The sequence below is a fragment of the Pseudoalteromonas sp. SR44-5 genome, assembly GCF_014163675.1.
Lineage (GTDB): Bacteria > Pseudomonadota > Gammaproteobacteria > Enterobacterales > Alteromonadaceae > Pseudoalteromonas > Pseudoalteromonas rhizosphaerae.
On sequence record NZ_JACJDT010000062.1, the window covers coordinates 1 to 20,969 of the forward strand.

General features: G+C 41.0%; 18 protein-coding genes. 9 read left to right on the plus strand and 9 right to left on the minus strand.

The window, feature by feature from the left end; all coding sequences use genetic code 11:
* The first annotated feature begins 1,170 nt into the window (after nucleotides 1–1,170).
* From H5154_RS21085 to yacG, 4 genes are all read left to right on the plus strand, one after another.
* Nucleotides 1,171–2,070 carry an A24 family peptidase gene (locus tag H5154_RS21085; RefSeq protein WP_310736628.1) on the plus strand — a complete coding sequence of 300 codons (900 nt, stop codon included), beginning with the start codon at nucleotides 1,171–1,173 and terminating at the stop codon, nucleotides 2,068–2,070.
* A gap of 1 nt (nucleotide 2,071) precedes the next feature.
* Nucleotides 2,072–2,707, plus strand: coding sequence for a dephospho-CoA kinase (gene coaE, locus H5154_RS21090; protein ID WP_182719519.1), 636 nt, complete (start codon nucleotides 2,072–2,074; stop codon nucleotides 2,705–2,707).
* 136 nt (nucleotides 2,708–2,843) lie between these two features.
* Nucleotides 2,844–4,523, plus strand: coding sequence for a type IV-A pilus assembly ATPase PilB (gene pilB, locus H5154_RS21095; protein ID WP_182719520.1), 1,680 nt, complete (start codon nucleotides 2,844–2,846; stop codon nucleotides 4,521–4,523).
* 67 nt (nucleotides 4,524–4,590) lie between these two features.
* Nucleotides 4,591–4,821 carry a DNA gyrase inhibitor YacG gene (gene yacG, locus H5154_RS21100; RefSeq protein ID WP_149981349.1) on the plus strand — a complete coding sequence of 77 codons (231 nt, stop codon included), beginning with the start codon at nucleotides 4,591–4,593 and terminating at the stop codon, nucleotides 4,819–4,821.
* A 150-nt stretch (nucleotides 4,822–4,971) separates the two neighbouring features.
* Here yacG and H5154_RS21105 read toward each other — a convergent pair whose 3' ends face one another.
* From H5154_RS21105 to tkt, 5 genes are all read right to left on the minus strand, one after another.
* Entirely contained in the window at nucleotides 4,972–6,144 is a 1,173-nt protein-coding gene (locus H5154_RS21105; protein ID WP_149981419.1) for an NRAMP family divalent metal transporter, read from the minus strand.
* 205 nt (nucleotides 6,145–6,349) lie between these two features.
* The gene (hpf, locus tag H5154_RS21110) at nucleotides 6,350–6,706 is read right to left on the minus strand and encodes a ribosome hibernation-promoting factor, HPF/YfiA family (protein ID WP_145235189.1); all 357 of its coding nucleotides are present in this window, start codon (nucleotides 6,704–6,706) and stop codon (nucleotides 6,350–6,352) included.
* A gap of 181 nt (nucleotides 6,707–6,887) precedes the next feature.
* Nucleotides 6,888–7,199 (minus strand): pyrimidine/purine nucleoside phosphorylase, encoded by a 312-nt coding sequence (locus H5154_RS21115; protein WP_145235187.1) that lies wholly within the window; start codon nucleotides 7,197–7,199, stop codon nucleotides 6,888–6,890.
* A 289-nt stretch (nucleotides 7,200–7,488) separates the two neighbouring features.
* On the minus strand, nucleotides 7,489–7,950 hold the full coding sequence (locus H5154_RS21120; RefSeq protein ID WP_182719521.1) for a hypothetical protein: 462 nt from the start codon (nucleotides 7,948–7,950) through the stop codon (nucleotides 7,489–7,491).
* Nucleotides 7,951–8,274: 324 nt separating this feature from the next.
* A complete protein-coding gene (gene tkt, locus H5154_RS21125; protein WP_182719522.1) occupies nucleotides 8,275–10,266 on the minus strand; it encodes a transketolase in 1,992 nt (663 codons plus the stop codon).
* A 274-nt stretch (nucleotides 10,267–10,540) separates the two neighbouring features.
* Here tkt and metK point away from each other — a divergent pair, with 274 nt between their 5' ends.
* The gene (metK, locus tag H5154_RS21130; RefSeq protein WP_149981353.1) at nucleotides 10,541–11,692 is read left to right on the plus strand and encodes a methionine adenosyltransferase; all 1,152 of its coding nucleotides are present in this window, start codon (nucleotides 10,541–10,543) and stop codon (nucleotides 11,690–11,692) included.
* Between the two features lie 575 nt (nucleotides 11,693–12,267).
* Here metK and H5154_RS21135 read toward each other — a convergent pair.
* From H5154_RS21135 to H5154_RS21150, 4 genes are all read right to left on the minus strand, one after another.
* A complete protein-coding gene (locus H5154_RS21135) occupies nucleotides 12,268–12,675 on the minus strand; it encodes a diacylglycerol kinase (protein WP_182719523.1) in 408 nt (135 codons plus the stop codon).
* Nucleotides 12,676–12,731: 56 nt separating this feature from the next.
* The gene (locus tag H5154_RS21140; RefSeq protein WP_182719524.1) at nucleotides 12,732–14,720 is read right to left on the minus strand and encodes an LTA synthase family protein; all 1,989 of its coding nucleotides are present in this window, start codon (nucleotides 14,718–14,720) and stop codon (nucleotides 12,732–12,734) included.
* A gap of 166 nt (nucleotides 14,721–14,886) precedes the next feature.
* On the minus strand, nucleotides 14,887–15,558 hold the full coding sequence (locus tag H5154_RS21145; RefSeq protein WP_182719525.1) for an START domain-containing protein: 672 nt from the start codon (nucleotides 15,556–15,558) through the stop codon (nucleotides 14,887–14,889).
* A gap of 31 nt (nucleotides 15,559–15,589) precedes the next feature.
* Nucleotides 15,590–17,110, minus strand: a complete 1,521-nt coding sequence (locus H5154_RS21150; protein WP_182719526.1) for a CYTH and CHAD domain-containing protein — start codon at nucleotides 17,108–17,110, stop codon at nucleotides 15,590–15,592.
* Between the two features lie 214 nt (nucleotides 17,111–17,324).
* On the opposite strand from H5154_RS21150, the gene H5154_RS21155 reads away from it, so the two are divergent.
* From H5154_RS21155 to H5154_RS21170, 4 genes are all read left to right on the plus strand, one after another.
* Complete coding sequence (locus tag H5154_RS21155; protein WP_149981356.1) at nucleotides 17,325–17,924, plus strand: TIGR04211 family SH3 domain-containing protein; 600 nt, start codon at nucleotides 17,325–17,327, stop codon at nucleotides 17,922–17,924.
* Nucleotides 17,925–18,221: 297 nt separating this feature from the next.
* Entirely contained in the window at nucleotides 18,222–18,878 is a 657-nt protein-coding gene (locus H5154_RS21160) for a peptidoglycan-binding protein (RefSeq protein ID WP_182719527.1), read from the plus strand.
* Nucleotides 18,879–18,881: 3 nt separating this feature from the next.
* Nucleotides 18,882–20,588: a DUF2235 domain-containing protein gene (locus H5154_RS21165; protein ID WP_182719528.1), complete on the plus strand. Its 1,707-nt coding sequence runs from the start codon at nucleotides 18,882–18,884 to the stop codon at nucleotides 20,586–20,588.
* Nucleotides 20,573–20,969 (plus strand): DUF2931 domain-containing protein (locus H5154_RS21170; RefSeq protein ID WP_182719529.1); only part of this gene is annotated, 397 nt, incomplete at its 3' end. The genes H5154_RS21165 and H5154_RS21170, both read left to right, overlap by 16 nt.

Here is a 20,969-nt window from a genome sequence, read left to right on the forward strand (position 1 = left end):
AGCTGTAAGCTGTAAGCTGTAAGCTGTAAGCTGTAAGCAAAAATGTTCCTAATTTATATTAAGCAATGAAACATCTTTTTTATTTAAGTGATTTATTCACCACAGAGATTAAGAAACGCTGCGCTTTAAAGAAGTAATTGTAAAAATAGGTTCTAGGAAGTGGCTAGGGTGTATTCGAAGCCAGTGGCGCTTTTCTCATTTTCTCTCATTCACTACTCTTTGTGCAGAAAGGTTTTTGATTGTGGACATTACTTGTAGGCGAGTGGCTTGCCACCGCGAAAATAATCTCATTGTCGCGAGGTAAACTCGCTGCTACCAATGCGTAGGCGCGGGTTTACCCCGCGAATAGATTCAAGTTCTTTCAGTGATTAATTCACCACTGAGAACACAGAGAAGAAATAAGTGATTTTTTACTTTGGTTTCTCTGTATAGCGCGCAGCGTCTCCTGCCCTCGGTGGTAAAATAAGTTTGTTTGTGTAAATGTATAAACAGTCGCGAGATAAATTCGCTGCTACCAATACGTAGGCGCGGGGTTACCCCGCGCAATAGATTCAAGTTCTGTCAGTGATTAATTCACCACCGAGAACACAGAGAAAAAATAAGTGATTTTTTACTTTGGTTTCTCTGTGTAGCGCGCAGCGCCTTTGTGCCCTCTATGGTAAAATAGGTTTATCGGTGTAAATGTATAAACAGTCGCGAGGTAAACTCGCTGCTACCAATGCGTAGGTGCGGGTTTACCCCGCGCAATTAGATTAAAGTTCTGTCAGTGATTAATTCACCACCGAGTTCACAGAGAAGAAATAAGTGATTTTTTACTTTGGTTTCTCTGTGTAGCGCGCAGCGCCTTTGTGCCCTCGGTGGTAAAATAGGTTTATCGGTGTAAATGTATAAACAGTCGCGAGGTAAACTCGCAGCTAACAATGCGTAGGCGCGGGTTTACCCTACGCAATAGATTCAAGTTCTGTCAGTGATTAATTCACCACCGAGAACACAGAGAAAAAATAAGTGATTTTTTACTTTGGTTTCTCTGTGTAGCGCGCAGCGTCTTTGTGCCCTCGGTGGTAAAATAAGTTTATCGGTGTAAATGTATAAACAGTCACGAGATAAACTCGCTGCTACATACACGTAAGTGCGGGCTTTTAGTAGTTTTTAGATTTTAGGTTTTAGCGAATGCAAAATTTCTTTCTCGATATAATCACTGTTATGCAAAACCAATTATGGTTTTATTTACTCACTGTTGGCTTAGTGAGCCTGTGTATTGGCAGTTTTTTGAATGTAGTTATTTACCGGTTGCCGATAATGATGCAACGTGAATGGCAAACAGAATGCCGTGTTTTACTGGCTGACGATTTAAAACCTACAAAAGCTGATAATACAGAAACTGAGTTTAATCTGATCAAGCCCAACTCGACCTGCCCAAAATGCAAAACGGCAATTAAGCCTTGGCAAAACATTCCTGTTATTAGCTGGTTATTGTTAAAAGGTCGCTGCGCCAGTTGCAGTAACCCAATTTCAGTACGTTACCCAATTGTTGAAATGCTTACTGCGGTTTTAAGCTTAATAGTGGCCTACACCTTTGGCGCGACTGAGCAGGCACTACTGTATATTTTAATTACTTGGGTGCTCGTCGCCCTGACCTTTATTGACATTGATCATATGCTACTGCCTGACCAACTCACCTTACCTTTAGTCTGGTTAGCATTAATTGCTGCGGTAATGGGCATCACTATCTCCCCAACAGATGCCATTATTGGTGCAGCATGTGGTTACTTAAGCCTCTGGAGCGTATTTTGGCTATTTAAACTGATCACCGGTAAAGAAGGCATGGGCTATGGTGATTTTAAATTACTGGCGGTATTTGGCGCATTGCTTGGCTGGCAATCATTACTCACCATTGTTTTATTATCGAGTGTAGTGGGCGCTATTATTGGTATCGCGTTATTGAGTATTCAAGGCAAAGATAAAGCCACGCCAATTCCATTTGGGCCTTATTTAGCCATTGCAGGTTGGGTTACTTTGTTATGGGGCACACAAATCCAAGTATTTTATTTTAATTTGTTAGGTTATTAATATGAATGCATCCACTCATAAACCGATGAAAAATTGGGTGCTGGGCTTAACCGGCGGTATTGGTTGCGGAAAAAGCGCCGTTAGTGCCATGTTTGAAAAACTCGCTATTACCGTAGTTGATGCTGATATTATTGCACGCCACGTAGTCAAACCGCATAGCCCTGGTTTAGCTGCCATTAGTGAGCATTTTGGTGCCCAAGTGCTAAACCCCGACGGCAGTTTAAACCGGGCGCAATTACGTGAGATTATTTTTGCTGATACAGCGCAAAAAACTTGGCTTAATAATTTACTGCATCCACTGATCCGTGAAAAAACTCTTACTGATTTACACTCTGCAAACAGCGCATATGTGGTACTCGTCGCACCACTGTTATTTGAAAATGGTCTTGAGCAATATTGTGATCGCACTTTAGTGATTGACGTTCCTGTAGAAATACAACTCAAGCGTACTATCGCCCGCGATAACACCTCTGAGCAGCAAGCACGCAGTATTATCGCCGCACAAATGTCACGCGAGGATAAACGCCACCGAGCTGACGATGTGATTGATAACAACCGCCCATTGCATTTAGTTGAGCAGGATATAATGCAACTTCATCAAAACTACTTACAACTAACGGCTAAAGCTAACTCATAAAGATGATAACGGTTGTGATAAACAAAAACTTTTTAGCTTTTTGTTGTCAAATTACCTTAAATCGACAAGACTGATGTTATACCATTCTTTTTTCTGATAAATTGCTGGCTATGAAAGGATCTAACCAAGGTGCGCAATGAATATTAATTCACCATTACTTAGAAAGTTTATTACGCTTGGCCGTATTGACGCAGAAACAGTCAAACTCAAACAACGTGAGTATGGCTCAACTGCAGAGTTGATCGCAAAATGCAGCGGTATTGATGGTCATGAACTTGCCGAGCAATGCATCGACTTATTCCGAGTGCCTTATTTTGATATACGTGAGTTTGACGTCGAGCTGATCCCCAAAGAGCTTGTTAAAGAAAAACTGATCAAAGATCATCATATTCTGCCTTTAATTAAAAAAGGCCGTAAACTCTACATTGCCGCGTCGGATCCGACTGATTATGGTGCTTTTGAAAACTTTGAATTCAGTACAGGGCTTGCCTGTGAGGTGGTCGTTGTTGATTATCGCCAGCTTGAAGCCAAAATAGAGCAATTGCTTGATGCCTCTGGTAGTTTGCATTTAAGCGATGAAGAATTTAAAGAATTTAGTGAGTTAGATACCGAAAGCCCTCGCGAAATACAAAACAACGGCGAAGACGAAAAAGACGATGCCCCAATTATCGTCTACATCAATAAAATTTTGATGGATGCAATTAAAAAAGGCGCCTCGGATTTACACTTTGAACCTTACGAACATAAATACCGCGTGCGTTTTCGTATCGATGGCATTTTACATGAAATGGCCAGCCCGCCGAACAGCTTAGCTACGCGTTTATCAGCGCGGATAAAAGTAATGGCACGCTTAGATATTGCCGAAAAACGTAAACCACAAGATGGCCGTATCAAACTTAAAATCACCGAACGTAAAAGTATCGATTTCCGGGTAAGTACGCTGCCGACTTTGTGGGGCGAAAAAATAGTAATGCGTATCCTTGATTCATCCAGTGCCATGCTTGGCATTGATGTACTGGGTTACGAACCTGAGCAGAAAAAGCTCTATATGGATGCGCTGCAACAACCGCAAGGCATGATTTTAGTTACCGGCCCTACCGGCTCGGGTAAAACAGTATCGCTTTACACTGGTTTGAATATTCTTAACCAACCAGAGCGTAATATTAGCACTGCAGAAGATCCGGTTGAAATTAACCTTGAAGGTATCAACCAAGTACAAATTAACCCGCGCGCAGAGATGACCTTTGCTAATGCGCTAAAAGCGTTTTTACGTCAAGATCCTGATGTGGTGATGGTCGGTGAGATCCGTGATCTTGAAACCGCTGAAATTTCTATCAAAGCGGCGCAAACTGGTCACTTGGTATTATCGACCTTACATACTAACTCTGCTCCTGAAACCCTAACCCGTTTACTTAATATGGGTGTACCTGCTTATAACGTTGCCAGCTCGATTAGCTTAATTATCGCACAGCGCTTAGCTCGACGTTTATGCCCTAAATGTAAAGCACCAGAAAGCTTACCGGACGAAGAGTTACAACGCCAAGGTTTTAGCCCTGAACAAATAACTGAACTCACTTTATTTGCTCCCAAAGGCTGCGATAGTTGCACTGATGGCTACAAAGGTCGTGTGGGTATTTATGAAGTAATGCAGATTACTCCAGAAATAGCGCAAATCATTATGCGTGGCGGTAATTCACTAGAAATTGCTGAAGTATCGTTAAAGTCAGGCTTTAATAACTTGCGTTTATCAGGCCTCAGAAAAGCTGCCGCCGGTATGACTTCATTAGCCGAGATAAACCGAGTAACTAGTTTTTAAGCTCCTAAAACCTAGGGTTCTAGGTTTTAGAGTTATAAATCGTAAACAATATGTATGAGAAGATGTTATGCCAACAGTTGTAAGCTGCCCAACGTGTAAAACCCAAGTCGAATGGTCAGAAAAAAGTCCGCACCGCCCTTTTTGTTCAAAACGCTGTCAGTTAATTGATTTAGGCGAATGGTCGTTTGAAAACAATAAAATCTCTGCACCAATTACCTCTGCAGATGATTTAAGCCAAGATATGATTGAAGATATTGAAGCTATGCTTGCTAAAAACGACGATGATTTTTTCAAGTAAGCCTGAAGTAATTGAAAAATAGGAGCTAGGTTTTAGGTAGTGGCTAGGTGCTAGTATTCGAAGCTCGCAGCCCGTGGTGAGGTAAACTCGCTGCTACCAATACGTAGGCGCGGATTTACCCCGCGCAAACTCCAATTAACTACTTTGCTGTTAACCAAGCTTCCAAACCAAAAATACCAACGCAAAGCCAACTAAATAAATCAGTCCTAACCAGCTCAAGCTTTGTATTAGTTTGGAATGCTGAATACTTGGCACTGAGCGAACTAAGCTGAAGTTCAGCCATGCAAAAATCGGCGTGGTCAAAAATGCTAGCGTCATAGCAAAAGTAAGCATAGGGCCAAGGGCTGATTTAAAGAATAAGATCACCGCCATCCCCGCCAAAGACTGTACTATCAACCAGATATTTAAGCTGTGCTTACTTTGTTTAAAACCTAATAACTTGTGTGATTCGTTTAATGTGCGGGCGTAGCCATCAAGCACGGTTAAAGTTGTGCCAAACATACACAAAAACGCGATAATTGAAACTAATGGTCGTGCCCATTCACCTATGGTAAGGGCATACATATCAATAAGCTGTTTAGCAAATGCCACGCCGCCGAGCTCTATATTCGCGCTTTGCCCGTATTGCACTAGCACACCAAGTGAAAAGAATACTAATGCCAGCCCTGCGGTTAACCAATAACCTAAATTAAAATCAAATAACCCCTGCGCTCTAGTTACCGTTTGTTGGCTTTGTTTTTCTTTAAGCCACAATGAGCTTAATGCTGAGATTTCAATCGGTGCAGGCATCCAACCCATCAATGCCACCATAAAACCCAGCATAGCAAGTTCATAGGGAGATGGGCCAACGTAATCAGCAGGTGCCATTGGGCCGTTACTAAATGCAATAGCTAGGGCAATGACTGTTGCTAATGTAAGTAGCCCCATAATAGCCTTTGCGACGTTATCGAGTGCTTTAAAGTGCCCGAGTAATAAAATGACTAAGCAAACGGCGAGGATCAACCAACACAGTAAAGTCACTGAAATAGCAATGGGTAAAGCGTAGTGTAATAAACTGGCCGTTAATAGCAGCACACCGGCAGTATTGACCACCGCAGCAATAATATTTAAGCCAATAAAACTATAAAAAAACCACGGGCCTTTACTTTGATAGCCTTCAACTAAGCTTTTTTTTGTGGCTAGCGTGTACTCGATACCAAAGCGGAAAAACGGATACTTAAGCACGTTAACAACGAGGATTAACCAAAATAGCTGCCAGCCAAAAATAGCCCCTGCTTGCGTTGATGCCACTAAATGTGAGCCACCAATTGCAGCAGTCGCCATTAAAATACCGGGACCTAGTGCGTTTAAACGAGTTTGCCAAATTGATACTGCTGACTGCATCTGTGTACTTATTACTTATGGTTAATAATAAGCAAGTTACAGCGTTTTAATTAAGAAATAAAGAGTAGAGCGGAGGTTTAGAGGACTAGTCCTTTAGATGTAAATCGCTAGATCCTAGTTGCCTAGGATCTAGCGTCTTTATTATTTAACGTAGGTCCATTTCTTGAATAATTTCATGAGCAATTTCAGGTGTAGTGCTCACCGGTTTTTCATGTAAATTGGCTTTAATTTGGCCTTTACGATGCTTTAGTGCTGCATCGAGTTTTTTAGCCGCGTTTGCAATAGCTGGATAAAGAACCTCGTTCTCACCTTTAACGGATAAACGCGCGCCTTCGTATATGGTACTGATTTCTGCTTGGAGCTTATGATGCTCTTTTGAAAGAATGATATCTAGTGCGATCAGAGATGGAAAATGACTCGCAATTTTTGAAAATTTTTCGTTGATGTGCTCTCTAATAGAGTCAGTAACGTCAACATGGTGACCAGAAAGATTAATTTTCATAGGGTATCCTTTTTTATGTTACCTCATAACTAGTATTGGGGGCTATTTAGATTAACACAAGGCAGAAAAGCATAAATATGAAATTTATTTGTTATTACAGCTGATGTAGATCAATTTAGTCACATTAAATATGCAAAAGCCCGCGCATGGCGGGCTTTCAGCGTGTCACTTAATTTGTATGTTAAGTATACGAACAACAGTAATCAGCAAAGTCAGTCACTTTTACTTGGAAGGTAACGTTAGCATCAACGTTAAAAGACTCCCCTGCTGACATCGTTTGCCATTTCGTCTCACCAGGGAGTAATACATCCCACTGGCCGCCGTTTAATTCCATCAATTCTTTTTTGCTCGTAGCAAATTCAAACTCACCCGGTTGCATAAAACCTAACGTTTTAGTGCTGCCATCAGCAAAAACCACGGTACGACTTGATACTTTACCGTCAAAATATACGTTCGCTGTTTTAACAACACTTACATTATCAAACTGAGACATCCTCACTCCTGTTTATAGTATTTATAATTTGATTACCCCCACAGTGCCTGATACTCAAAAAGCTTGCAAGGGAAGAGTCATAGTAATGAAAAATACTCATGGGCTTCGGGCTTACATTGTAGGTCGTGCTTTAGCGCGTAAAATGCTTAAGAGTTAAATAAATAATTAAATCACCGCTTTTTTAGCTGTGATAAACAGTGGTAACGCCTAAATAATTCGCCGAAGCGAAATGGTTGTTTTTTTGCTCTGCAAAAAAAGACAACTTGCGGAGGTAGTATTAATTTGATTGTTATGAGTTTTTAACATGATGTAAATACTGGCTTAATACAATATGCAACCATGCAATACTGAATTCGAGATCGCTACCTCTAGATTTAGGCATCATATAGTGATCATAGCTAGATACCATTTCAGTAAATGCTTCTATTTTTTCGTCTATGCATTTAGGTTCAACAGCATGAGCCATTTTATTTCTTATTGCATTTAACTCTTTGAGAAAAGGCCAAATTTCCAGCTTTATATCTTTCTGTACAAGGGCCCAGCAAAGATTGAGTTTTTGAGCAAACATCGTATTTTGGCCAATTTTTATTTCTAGAGGGTTCCCCTGTGCTAGTTTCTCTTTGAGCAAATCAGTAAGTAACTCCTCTATCAGAAGGTGCCCCTTTAACACAATAAGCGCACTATCAGCCCCAGCGGGAAGAAGCTTCATAAATCGAGCTGATTTTTCTGCTAGCTCTACCTGTGATTCCATAATTCACTCTAACTCATAACATTTTATAATGCGCTAATCGTTAATATTCCTGCTGATTTAACGCTCATCTTTCTAAATTATTATAGTTTTAACAAATTAGCTAAGATATTACTATCACTAAGTTTTTGTTCAGCTTAAAGCAAAATCAGATAAGGCAATTTGAACACCATACAATCGGGGCTAAAGCACCCTCCTACGGCTTTTCCCTAGCACTGCGCCTCAGACTTAAAACTGATAGCTGACGGCTTAAAGCTTACAGCTCTGTATAAAAAAGCCCGCACTGCGTTTAACACAGTGCGGGCTTTTAAATTTCAATCGTAAAGATTAAAACAATTCGTTAGCTTTGTTTACGATGTTTTCTACCGTGAAGCCAAAGTGCTCAAACAGCTCATTTGCAGGGGCTGACTCACCAAAGGTGGTCATACCTACTACTGCGCCGTTTAAACCTACATATTTATACCAGTAGTCAGCAATACCTGCTTCTACGGCTACGCGGCGTGAAACTGCAGCTGGTAGTACACTTTCTTTATAAGCAGCGTCTTGTGCATCAAATACATCGGTCGATGGCATAGAGACAACACGTACTTTTTTACCTTGCTTACGCAGTTGCGCGGCTGAATCTTGTGCTAATTGCACCTCAGAACCAGTTGCGATTAAGATAAGCTCAGGCTCGCCATCACAGCTCAGCACATAACCACCTTTTTTCACGTCGCTTAATTGCTGCGCAGAGCGAGTTTGTTGCTCAAGGCCTTGGCGAGTAAAGATAAGTGATGTTGGACCATCTTGGCGTTCAATCGCTTGTTGCCATGCAATCGCAGACTCAACTTGGTCACACGGGCGCCAGTTAACTAAGTTTGGCGTTAAACGCATGCTAGCAATTTGCTCTACTGGTTGGTGAGTTGGACCATCTTCACCTAAACCGATTGAATCGTGTGTGTATACAAAAATGCTTGGCACTTTCATAAGTGCAGCCATACGAACAGCATTACGTGCATATTCCATAAACATTAGGAAAGTTGCGCCGTAAGGAATAAAGCCTTTATGCAATGCAATACCATTCATAATCGCCGACATACCAAACTCACGTACACCGTAATAGATGTAGTTACCGCTGGCATCATCGCGTGTTAAGCCTTTAGAGCCTTTCCAAATAGTCAGGTTAGAACCGGCTAAATCAGCTGATCCGCCCATAAATTCAGGCAGTAATGGACCAAATGCATTCAGTGCGTCTTGCGATGCCTTACGTGATGCTGGGTTTGCTGGATTTGCGTCTAGTTGCTCAATATATGCTTGTGATTTTTCAGCCCAATCTGCTGGCAACTCACTACTAGTACGGCGTTTAAATTCAGCAGCTAGTTCTGGGTGTGCAGCGGCGTACGCGGCAAATTTTTCATCCCAGTTAGCTTCAAGTTGTTTACCCTTTTCTTTGCCATCCCATTGTGCATAAATATCAGCTGGGATTTCAAATGCTTCACCAGTCCAACCAAGGAACTCGCGTGCTGCTTTGATTTCGTCTTCACCTAGTGGTGCGCCGTGACAATCATGGCTACCTGATTTATTTGGTGAACCATAACCGATAACTGTTTTACAACAAATTAGTGTTGGTTTGTCGGTGATGCTGCGTGCTTCTTCGATGGCTGCGCGGATAGCGTCTGAGTCATGGCCATCAACGTCACTTACTACATGCCAACCGTAGGCTTTAAAGCGTGCAGGTGTATCATCGCTAAACCAACCTTCAACTTCACCATCAATTGAAATACCGTTGTCATCCCAAAACGCAACAAGCTTACCTAGGCCTAATGTGCCGGCAAGTGAACATGCTTCATGAGAAATACCTTCCATTAAGCAACCATCGCCTAAGAAAGTATATGTGTGGTGATCAACAATATCATGACCTTCGCGGTTAAATTGCGCGGCTAATGCTTTTTCAGCAATCGCCATACCTACCGCGTTAGTGATCCCTTGACCAAGTGGGCCCGTAGTAGTCTCAATACCTGGCGCATACCCATATTCTGGGTGACCTGGTGTTTTTGAATGCATTTGACGGAAGTTTTTAATTTCCTCAATTGGTAAATCATAACCACTTAAATGCAATAGAGAATAAATAAGCATTGAACCGTGGCCATTGGAAAGTATAAATCGATCTCTATCTACCCACTCTGGATTTGTTGGGTTGTGGTTTAGATAATCGCGCCATAGTACTTCTGCGATATCAGCCATGCCCATAGGGGCTCCAGGGTGGCCAGATTTGGCCTTTTGTACTGCGTCCATTGATAAGACGCGAATAGCATTTGCAAGTTCTTTGCGAGACGGCATGGATTCTCCTACCTTTACTGTATTTGCGCTGGTTATTGTGTGTATTCATTTGAAGATCCATTCTTACTTATTGTAGGGGCTGTATGCAATTAAAAACCTGATTAAATTGGGCATTATGAATTTTTTTTAAGAACAAAAAGTTATTAGTAATTTTATTTAGACGTCTAGGCGTAAAAACACTATGCAACTATCGTTGTTTTAGATAAAATACGCCCCTAAATTTTTTAGCGCTCTTACCGACGTTTGTGAAGCGCAATATTTGTGAGCAAAGACAATGGCAAAACATTTATTTACTTCTGAATCTGTTTCTGAAGGTCATCCGGATAAAATCGCGGACCAAATCTCTGACGCGGTACTAGATGCCATCTTAGAACAAGATTCTCATGCCCGTGTTGCGTGTGAAACTTACGTAAAGACTGGTATGGTTATGGTTGGTGGTGAAATCACTACTAGCGCATGGGTTGATATCGAAGAAATCACACGTAAAACTGTACGTGAAATTGGCTACACTCATTCTGATATGGGTTTTGATGCAGACTCGTGTGCAATTTTAAACACGATTGGTAAGCAGTCTCCTGACATAAACCAAGGTGTTGACCGTACTAGCCCAGAAGAACAAGGCGCTGGCGACCAAGGCCTAATGTTTGGTTACGCATGTAACGAAACTGAAGTATTAATGCCTGCACCAATCACTTACTCACACCGTTTAGTACAGCGTCAAGCGCAAGTACGTAAAAGCGGCGAGCTAAACTGGTTACGTCCTGATGCAAAATCACAAGTTACTTTTGCATATGAAAATGGCAAGCCAGTAGGTATTGACGCAGTAGTACTTTCTACTCAACACAGTGAAGACATTTCACAAAAAGATTTAGTAGAAGCAGTGATGGAAACAATCATCAAGCCGGTACTGCCTGCTGAGCTTATCACTAGTGCAACTAAGTTTTTCATTAACCCGACTGGCCGTTTTGTAATCGGTGGCCCAATGGGTGACTGTGGTCTTACTGGTCGTAAAATTATCGTTGATACCTATGGCGGCATGGCTCGTCACGGTGGGGGGGCATTCTCTGGTAAAGATCCATCAAAAGTTGACCGTTCAGCTGCGTACGCTGCACGTTATGTTGCTAAAAACATCGTTGCTGCGGGCCTTGCTGACAAATGTGAGCTACAAGTTTCTTACGCAATCGGTGTTGCAGAGCCAACGTCAATCAGTGTTGAAACATTTGGTACCAGCAAGCTTGAAGAATCACGTTTAATTGAATTGATTCGTGAACACTTTGACTTACGTCCATATGGCTTAATTAAAATGCTTGATCTTGAGCGCCCAATTTATCTACCAACTGCAGCTTACGGGCATTTTGGTCGTGATGAATTCCCTTGGGAACGTACTGATAAAGCAGACGCACTTCGCGCAGCAGCTGGTCTTTAATATCAGCCACTGTGTGAATAAAAAAAGCGCCAATTGGCGCTTTTTTTTATGCCTGCTGATTATATTGTTGTAAATGCCTAGGTTATTGTCGCGAGGTAAACTCGCTGCTACCAGACATAGGCGCGGGTTTACCCCGCACAATTAAAACTAGGTTCTAGGAAGTGGCTAGGAGTTAGGGCGTGTTCGAAGCCAGTGGTATTTCCCCCCTTATTCACTACTCTTGGTGCAAACCTATTTTTTTTATAATTTCACCACAGAGTTCACCGAGCTCATAGAGGAAAAACCTGTAAGTAATTAACTTTACTTTTGTCTTCTCGGTGTAGCGCACAGCGCCTCCTACCCTCGGAGGTAAATAGGCTTGTCGCCATAAATGGCGACCTACAGGAGCGCGGTGGATATTACTTGTAGGCGAGTGGCTTGCCACCGCGAAGGATAAAGTGTTTATCGCGAGATAAACTCGCTGCTACCAGACGTAGGCGCGGGTTTACCCCGCGCAATTAAAGCTCGGTTCTAGAAAGTGACTTGGGTGTATTCGAAGCTTGTCGCTCAAAGCCTGTAACGTTTTGCCTAACTTCCTAACCTATCAATGTAATTATCTTTTCATACCCAGCCACAGCCCATACAATAAATAACACTATCAGTGCTAATGTCACAGCCGCTGAAGCAATATCTTTCGCTCGCCCTGATAACACATGATATTCAACACCGACTCGATCTGTTAATGCTTCAATTGCTGAATTTAGCAACTCAACAATCAACAATAACAAAAAGCTGATTATAAGTATCACCCAGTGCTGTAATGATTGCGCTAGCCAAAATGATAATGGCAATAATACAAGCCCTAGCGCAAGCTCATTACGAAAGGCCGACTCTTCCTTAAATGCGGCTTTAAAACCTTTAATTGAGCATTTAGTTGCTTTTAAAATACGCCCAATTCCTATGCCGTTGGGTTTGTTTACTAAGTTAATTTCTGGTTTAGTCATTTTATGATCTTTAGCGTGTAAGTGTTGCTTATCGGGTGATGGGTAAAACCATTACCTTAATCCATGCCTTGAGTTAATAACTGCCAAGCTGTCGCCATATACTGGGTATATGCTTGCTCTGTCTGTGCATCAATTTCAACAAATTGCGATAGTGTTGTCGGTAAAAGCTGAGTTTTATCCCGCTCATTAACCCTATAATACTCATAAAGCGCCGATAAATCACCACGCCAGAGCTGTTCATTGTGACGTATTGTTTGAAAACCAAATACCCTCCTATCTGGCGCTGCATTAAATAATGATTGTCCCATGCTATAAAACTGAGTATTTGCTGGCGCAATTAAATCTAATAATGTTGGAGCGATATCCATATGGCTTGCCACTTGTTGGGCAGGCACTAAATCTGCACTAACACCTTTGCCATAAATCACTATCGGCACATGAGTTAACTCATATAAATTTGGGCGCTGATGAAAGTTACGGCGACTATAATGATCCCCGGTAATGACAAATAATGCATCTGGATAACGTTGCTCCATCTTAGCCACAAACTCACCCAGCATTTTATCTGCATACCATAAGTGCCCTAATACATAAGGATCTAATAACTCCCCAGCTAATTTATTTATCTCAGCTGGATAATCTGCAACCGACTTATAAGGGTAGTTATATTTATCTAAATCGAGATTAAACGGGCCATGATAACTACCTGAGAGGATCACATTAAAACTTTTTTTCGTTGTTTTTTCTGCTACCAAATCAAATAGCTGACCATCATCAATGCCCCAGACACCGGCGCTACCTTTACCACCAGCATCGGTAGCTGAATAGACCTTATCAACACCTTGGGATAGAACGTACTCACCGACATTTTGCCACGATAATAAACCACCATAAAAAAACTGGCTGGTGTACCCTAACTGCTCGAATTGATTAAATAACGATAGCTTGCTGCTTGGGTTTTGTGGCCCAATCAAACTCATATTAACCCCTGCATAAGGGATCCCAGATACAATACTGGATAGCGAATTCATGGTACTGCTAGCTACAGGTAAAACGTTATCTAGGTAAATACCTTTACTAGCTAGATTTTTTAACTGATTAGTTAAATTAAGTGCAGCATACTTCTGTTGTAACGGCCAAGAATCATAACTTTCCATAACAATTACAAATACCTGTGACGGTGCAGCTAACAAAGGCGCTGTCGTATGTTTACTCAGCGCATTTAAAGGTAAGGCATCAAGCCCTGAGTTATGGCTTAAATATGGATTTTCACCGTTTACGCCATGGCTTTGTAGATCGTTGTAATCTTTAATGGCATAAAAAAAGCTGCGAAATGGATTGATCACCAAATTATTAATAAATGGGTCCGGCGTTACCGCAGACCACTTTCGTGATGCCGGACGAGACTCAAAAGAACCACGAATAGCACAGATAAATAACACCACAATGATGCTAATTAACAACGTACGCTTCCATTTACAGTCAGTAAAAATGCGCTGTAAAAAGCTATTCGACTGCTTATCAACGCGCTCGCATAACTTAAATGCAACCACCAACAGTGCTAATAACCCCAGAAAACTACCCCATGGCCGATATTGTTCAATCACGGTTAAAGCAATTGCTTGCTGATCATCGTGCAACCCTTCAAACATAAAGTAATTGAATTGGCTACCGTACTCTGCAATATACGTAATACTGGTTATACAGAGTAAAATAGCGACTACAAAAAAAAGCTTACCCGTAAAGTTACGCACCATTCTTACCCAATGACCTAAGCGCATCGGCTGTAAAATACAATTTAATAAAAAAGGAATGCTAAAACACACACCACTGGCAGCTGAGTCAAAAGCAAACCCTGTTTCTAAGGTGTTTAAAATAACGTTAAGATCAATTGGTGTGGTGATCCGGTCATGAAAGTAGACTAAAAAGAAAACCCGAAAGCTCATAAACAATAGAACACCCGCTAGCCATAATGTAGCGATGCGCCAACTTTCGTTAACAAATGAAAACCAACGGCTTGATCCTGCAACTGATGATGCAAACACTTTACTGTCCTTAAAGTAGTATGTTCCCAGCGCGGGAATATTACCGATTTAAGTTACAGCAACAATATTTTTTTTGTAATTATTTGTAATAAAAGTTCAATTAAACAAATTAGTAACAAGGAGTTAACTAGCTATCCAGATTATACCAATTGTTAGAATTAACACGCTATTGTTTATTGATGTGACTACAATTACCAACTTGGCTTACTTGCTGATTGGTTTGATAGGTTTTATTGATTAGGCGTAATTTAAGAGCAAGCAAGGTATGCATTGCACTTTCTAATCCCACTTTATTGCTTAGCCAATGCGGAATTGCACCACCAGGATTAGCGTATATTTCATATGTTATAGTTAACAATGATTGCCCTTCACTGCTATGTTGAGTTAATAACCAATGTGCTTTTAGATCAGTGATACGGATCACAGCTTGGCGCTTTGCAAGCTCCCCTGTTTTTGCTGTAATCGTTAACTTAGTCTGGGTGCCGTTCAGTTGTTGGTAGCATGAGTAACTAACCATATCGCGATCAGTGAGTGGCCACGGCGACTCAAACTCGGTATGTACAATAGTTTCTGAGGGACTTAATCGCTCCAACACTTTCACATGGGTAACATTATCAATCCATAACGGCGCGCTGTTAGTATCACTTAGCAATGTCATAAAGTCATTGGCCGTGACACCTTCAATAGTGATCTCAGCCTGCACTTCAAAAATACCATTATCATGTTTTTTGTAGTACACACTTGCACCATCATGCTGTTTCCAGAGTTGCCAATGCTGAACATCACTGAGCGCATCGGCACTAAAGAGCAGCATTAGTAATAATACCCGCCGTACCATGTGTATTCCCTATGTACTGGCTTAAACGCGATTACTGCCAGTAAGGTGATATTTTATATGAAGCTAAGCGGCTTTGTTCCATTGCGTCGACCAAGAATTCAGACTTTCTTTCAAGCCAGCTTTGAATTTTTGCCAGCTCTTCATCATCTTGTCCTGCACATAACTGCTTTAGATACTCAAGCGTGCTGAGCTCGTACATGCCGTGTGAAATATCTAACCATGGAATACGAAACTCACTGCGTTCATCTTTTTCAAATAACGAACCTAAACAGTTACCACTGAGTAAGCTGTTTTCTAAACGCATACGTAAATCCAAGTAATCCTTAACAGTCAGTGTTTTTTGTTCTGGCAGTAACTGATGAAGGTCTTGCCAATCTTTTTCAAATAATCGATTAGCAATCTCAGCGACTGGTTTTTCAGCTGCTTGAAACTGTACTTGCCCCCAACTTTTACGCCATTGCTTATCCACCAGCCAGGTGGTTAAAGACAATAATAAGCGGTTATAGCGAGCGCTATGAAACAACCGATTAATATCATCAATACTTGGCTGTAGCTCTTTTAAGTCATTAATAACTTGCGTTAACTCAGGTGCACTGTTGATTTTTTTATAGTATGCGTGGCGCTTAGATGTGTAGGTTTTTAGTTGAATCGCGTTTTCAACCCATGCTAATTCACTTAATAGCCATTTTAGCTCGGTGCGTAATAGCTCGGTGGTGTTTTTATCAACAATATCGTCAAATAACCAAAACGTATGACGGATTAAACTAATACCATCGGTCACTCGTTTCAGAGTCTTTAAACTCGGTTTATCGAAATAACACTGTTCATGTTTTTGTACAAAACGAATACCAAAGCCAATTGCGGCTATAAGTGCTTGCTCTTGTGTTGCATATTTAGGTAACGATACAAAGCCAATTGATTTACTTGGCTTAAGTGGTTTTTCATCCGCAAGGCGATAACCACGAGCTGCTTTAGAATATAGCCCTAATCGAATATTACTTTGACTCACTAACTTATCTGCTAAAGCAAATAATTCATCGCGGCTGCCTTCAACCAGTTCAATTTCAAGCTCACAAATTGGCTCCATCAAACCCGATGCAGATACTTCACCTTTATCTAACACTACTTCAATTTTAGCGCCACTGTCGGTTTCAATAAGCCAAGTACGACGAATGAAGTTAGTACTAAAAATAGGATAAAGATTAGCGGCAATTGCACTTATTTGCATACCATGCGGCCAAATACTGGCATCAAATGCAGTTATATTTGGTCGGCTACTTTCCAGCGGTAAATTATATTCAGGTCGTTGATGCAACCCGCCCATAACTTCTCCAGCAAGCTTGATAGTTTGCTCACATTGATTATCAGCACAGCGGGTACGAAAACCGATATCGAGCGCTCTTAATTCACGGCTTGGCGTGTCAAAATAAGCATTTTGTAAACTACGCGAAGGTTTATTAGTAACCGTTTTTGCAAATTGAGTAATTAACGCGGGGATCAGTGGGATTACGGCGTCTGACACCAAAAACTTCAGTTCTATCTCAGTATCCATTAGGCTTGAGGATTACCTTTAAAATAAATAAGAGCTCAAAATAAACAAAGCTGCCCAACATTGCAAATTTTTTAGCTTATTTGAATCAGCAAACAGCAGCCATGATTACAATATCAGTCTTGCTATTAGCGCGCTAAATCCATACTATCTCAATACTTAACTATGAATAATACGATTGCTGTCCCACAGACGGTTACATTAACAGGGTAGATTGATGTTTAAACATTCTTTATTAGCTTTGCTATTCGCAGCGGCCGCATTTATGAGTCACGCAGAAGAAAGCAATTCAGCTAGCGATGCAAACACCGCTTATATAGTCGATAATCTTTATACATTTATGCACTCTGGCGCGAGTAAAAATTATCGCATTATTGGCTCTGTTGATGCTGGTACAAAGCTAACCCAGCTATCTGCTGAAGAAAATGGCTTTGTTAAAGTTATTGATGATAAAGAACGAGAAGGCTGGGTAGAAGCTAAATTTGTTTCTAAAACTCCAGGTATTCACCAACAATACCGCACACTCAGTGCTGAAATGGCATCAATGCAAGAGCAACTTCGTCAAGCACAGATTGAATTACCGCAGCTACAAGAGCAAAGCCAAACTTTAACTGACCAAAATAGTGCTCTATCAGAGCAGATTGCTAAATTAAAAAGTACCTTAGAAGCTGAACGCACTGAAAAACAACAAGCCGGTGCAAAAGAAAAACGTCAGCTACTAACTTATGGCGGAGCAATTGCCTTCATAGGTTTATTTTTAGGTATTATTTTGACTATCGTATTATCGCGCCGCAAACGTTACGACGGCTGGGCGTAAAACCTTATACCCCGTATAACAGTAATAACTTAGGTTTATCTAAATAAAAGCCGATGCATAATCGGCTTTTCATACTCAAAGAAACTCCCCCTATAATAATGTATATTTTTCAAACAACATAAAACTATGTTTTGTTCAATGTTTTCAGCATTATTCCCCATCTATATTAACCTATTTCATTTTTACCCGTTAAATATTTACTAGAATATTATTTCAGCTTTGTATAATGTAACAAAATACTTGTCCCTAAATGGTGCAGTGAGGGAACCTAATTTAGACGTATAAAAGGATTTAACGATGGCGCAACAACACACCGTCGCACAAGGCGAAACACTGCTACGCATAGCACGCCAATATGGTTATAAAACCTCAACAGCATTATATAACCATCCCAGTAATGCGGAGTTTAAAGCACTACGGCCCGATCCTAATTTAATTTTTCCGGGTGATATCATCAATATTCCACCTAAAAAAGAAAAGTTTATGCCGCTGCGCGCTAACAGTCTAAATACGTTTGTTGTACAAAACGAAAAAGAATATTTTCGCCTGCAAATAATTCATGAAGATGGTGATGACATTACCGGCAAACGTATTGTACTCAACATAGGTAGCCAAGCAATCGATACCGTTCTGCAAAGTGATGGGCTTATCGAAGTAGAGCTTAATAATAACGACGCACTTACTGGCACGGTCGATTTATATTTAAAAGCAGGCGAAACTACACCCACTAAAAGCTTTGCGGTACAAATAGGCAATCTAGATCCAATCGACACGCTTTCTGGCGTGCAGGGACGTTGTAATATGTTGGGGTTTAATTGCGGCAAGGTTGATGGCATTAATGGTGCAAAAACCAAAGCGGGTGTGAGGGAATTTCAACAAGCGCAACAACTACAGGTAGACGGCATTGCAGGGCCGGTTACTAAAAGCCGTCTTGTTTATGTTTATGGAGCCTAAGTTATGAGCCAAGCAATGCCCATGGCAGTCAATAAAGTTAACACACTGGTTATAAAAACAAATGTTGGTGCGTTACAAAAAAATATTATAGTTAAAGTGGTTGGTGATGTAGCTATAAAAGCGCAGTTGTTTAGCCAAGGTAGTACGGTTGACTTAGAGCAACAGGGCAATCAACAATACCACTTTAAAAACCTGTCACAACAAGCGCTTTATACTTTAAAAGTAATTATAGCGGGCGAGGCAGAGTTAACCCTTATTAACGAACAAAGCTTTGCAGATTATTTCGACCTGTTAAAGGTTCGGTCATTCAATATTGGTGAAAAAGGCGGGCCGCAATTACTTGAACATAAAATATTACCAAAAGGTCATATTGAAATAACCTTGCTCGCAGAGCCCCCTAGCTTTGGTGTATTTTTTGATGGCACGGGGAATAACCGCCTTAACGACATACAAGATTCAACCGACGCGAATGAACCGACTAATGTGGTTAAGTTGTTTGAGTTATATCCCTTTCAAAAATATCAATCACGCTATTATGTTGAAGGTATTGGCACTAAAGCAAATGAAAGCGATTCAACCTTAGATATGGGTTTGGCGTTTAGTTTTGATGAGCGAATTAGAGAGACTCTAGTCACAACAGTTCAATTTTTCAAAGAATACTCAAAGATGAGCATTGGATTTCTGGACGTATTTGGTTTTAGCCGTGGCGCAGCGCAAGCGCGGGCATTTGTTAATCAAGTGAATGCGATTTATAAAAATAATCCACACTATTGGGGCGGTATTAAGCCCGTTATCCGCTTTGTTGGCTTATTTGACAGTGTTGCCTCTATTGGTGGTGATGGTGACAACAACCACAGTGAGTTTTATGCCAATAATGAACTTGATTACCCCGTTAACTTACATCTAGCAAGTAGTAGTGCGGGGTTTGTAATGCATTTGGCGGCATTTGATGAAAAGCGTGATAAATTTCCACTCAGCTCATTACGTACCCGTAATAAGCAGCTCCTTAAAAACCAGCAAGAGATTGAATTACCGGGTGTGCACTCAGATATTGGCGGCGGTTATGGCCCCGTAGAAACAACCATATTATACCCGTGGCAATATATTGCTGGGCAAGCCGGAGAGCCAGAGCACGATAAAGAATTAGCGCAGCTTAAAAAGTCACTTGAGCAAAAATATTATTGGCCAACAATTAATATTGAGTTTAAAGCAAGTAGGCCAAGGATGAACAGAAAGCCAAAGCGAATTCGTAATGAATCAGAGTATACGGTTTATACCGGCTATAAACCGTATTGGCGGCGCAATTTAAATAATACCTTACCCCATTATAGCCTAGCGCTAATGCATGAAACGGCGGTTAACCAAGGCGTGCCACTACAAAGCTTAACGGAACTTGCTAACCGCAAACAAGCTGACGGCCAAGCTATACCTTATATTTTACCTAACGAGCTTAAAGCACTGGTTGATAGCGCCCGTAGCTTTGGCCCACAAAGTGATGCCTGGCAGGCTTTATATAAAGATTACATCCACCACAGTGTTAAATATTCAGCAACGATTGATGCGATTGCTCATGGCCCTGAAGAAGACGCTGAATTCACCACTAAAAACCAACAACGTGAGCTTTTTTACAATCAGCCAGAACAAGCTGAAAAGAGTGAGCAATGGCAATTACAATTAATAAATGGATATAGATTATGGACAAAATCTTAAAGTTACTTCTTACTAGCTTGTTTGCTGTATTACTAGACGGCTGTGCAACAACAGGTGAAATCGACTATATGGTTGTATCGGGTTCAACAGATGAAGGCAATAATATATTTGTGACTTTAATTAAGTTTGATGACAAGTGGGATGTACCCGCAGGAACTATGTCTTGTTGTCGAGCCACAGCGGGAGCTATGGTTGGTGTTTACGATCAAAAATTCCCAGAAAAAGTAGCGGTTGAGTGGTTAGATAAGTCAGAGAACAGAATTTACTACGGTGAACTGGCAATAAATAAAAATGGTTATAAATTAGCTAAAAATTTACCTGCTTATGCATGGATAAGCACAGGAGAAGTAGAAGAAAATATCAGGCCTTATTTAATTGTTG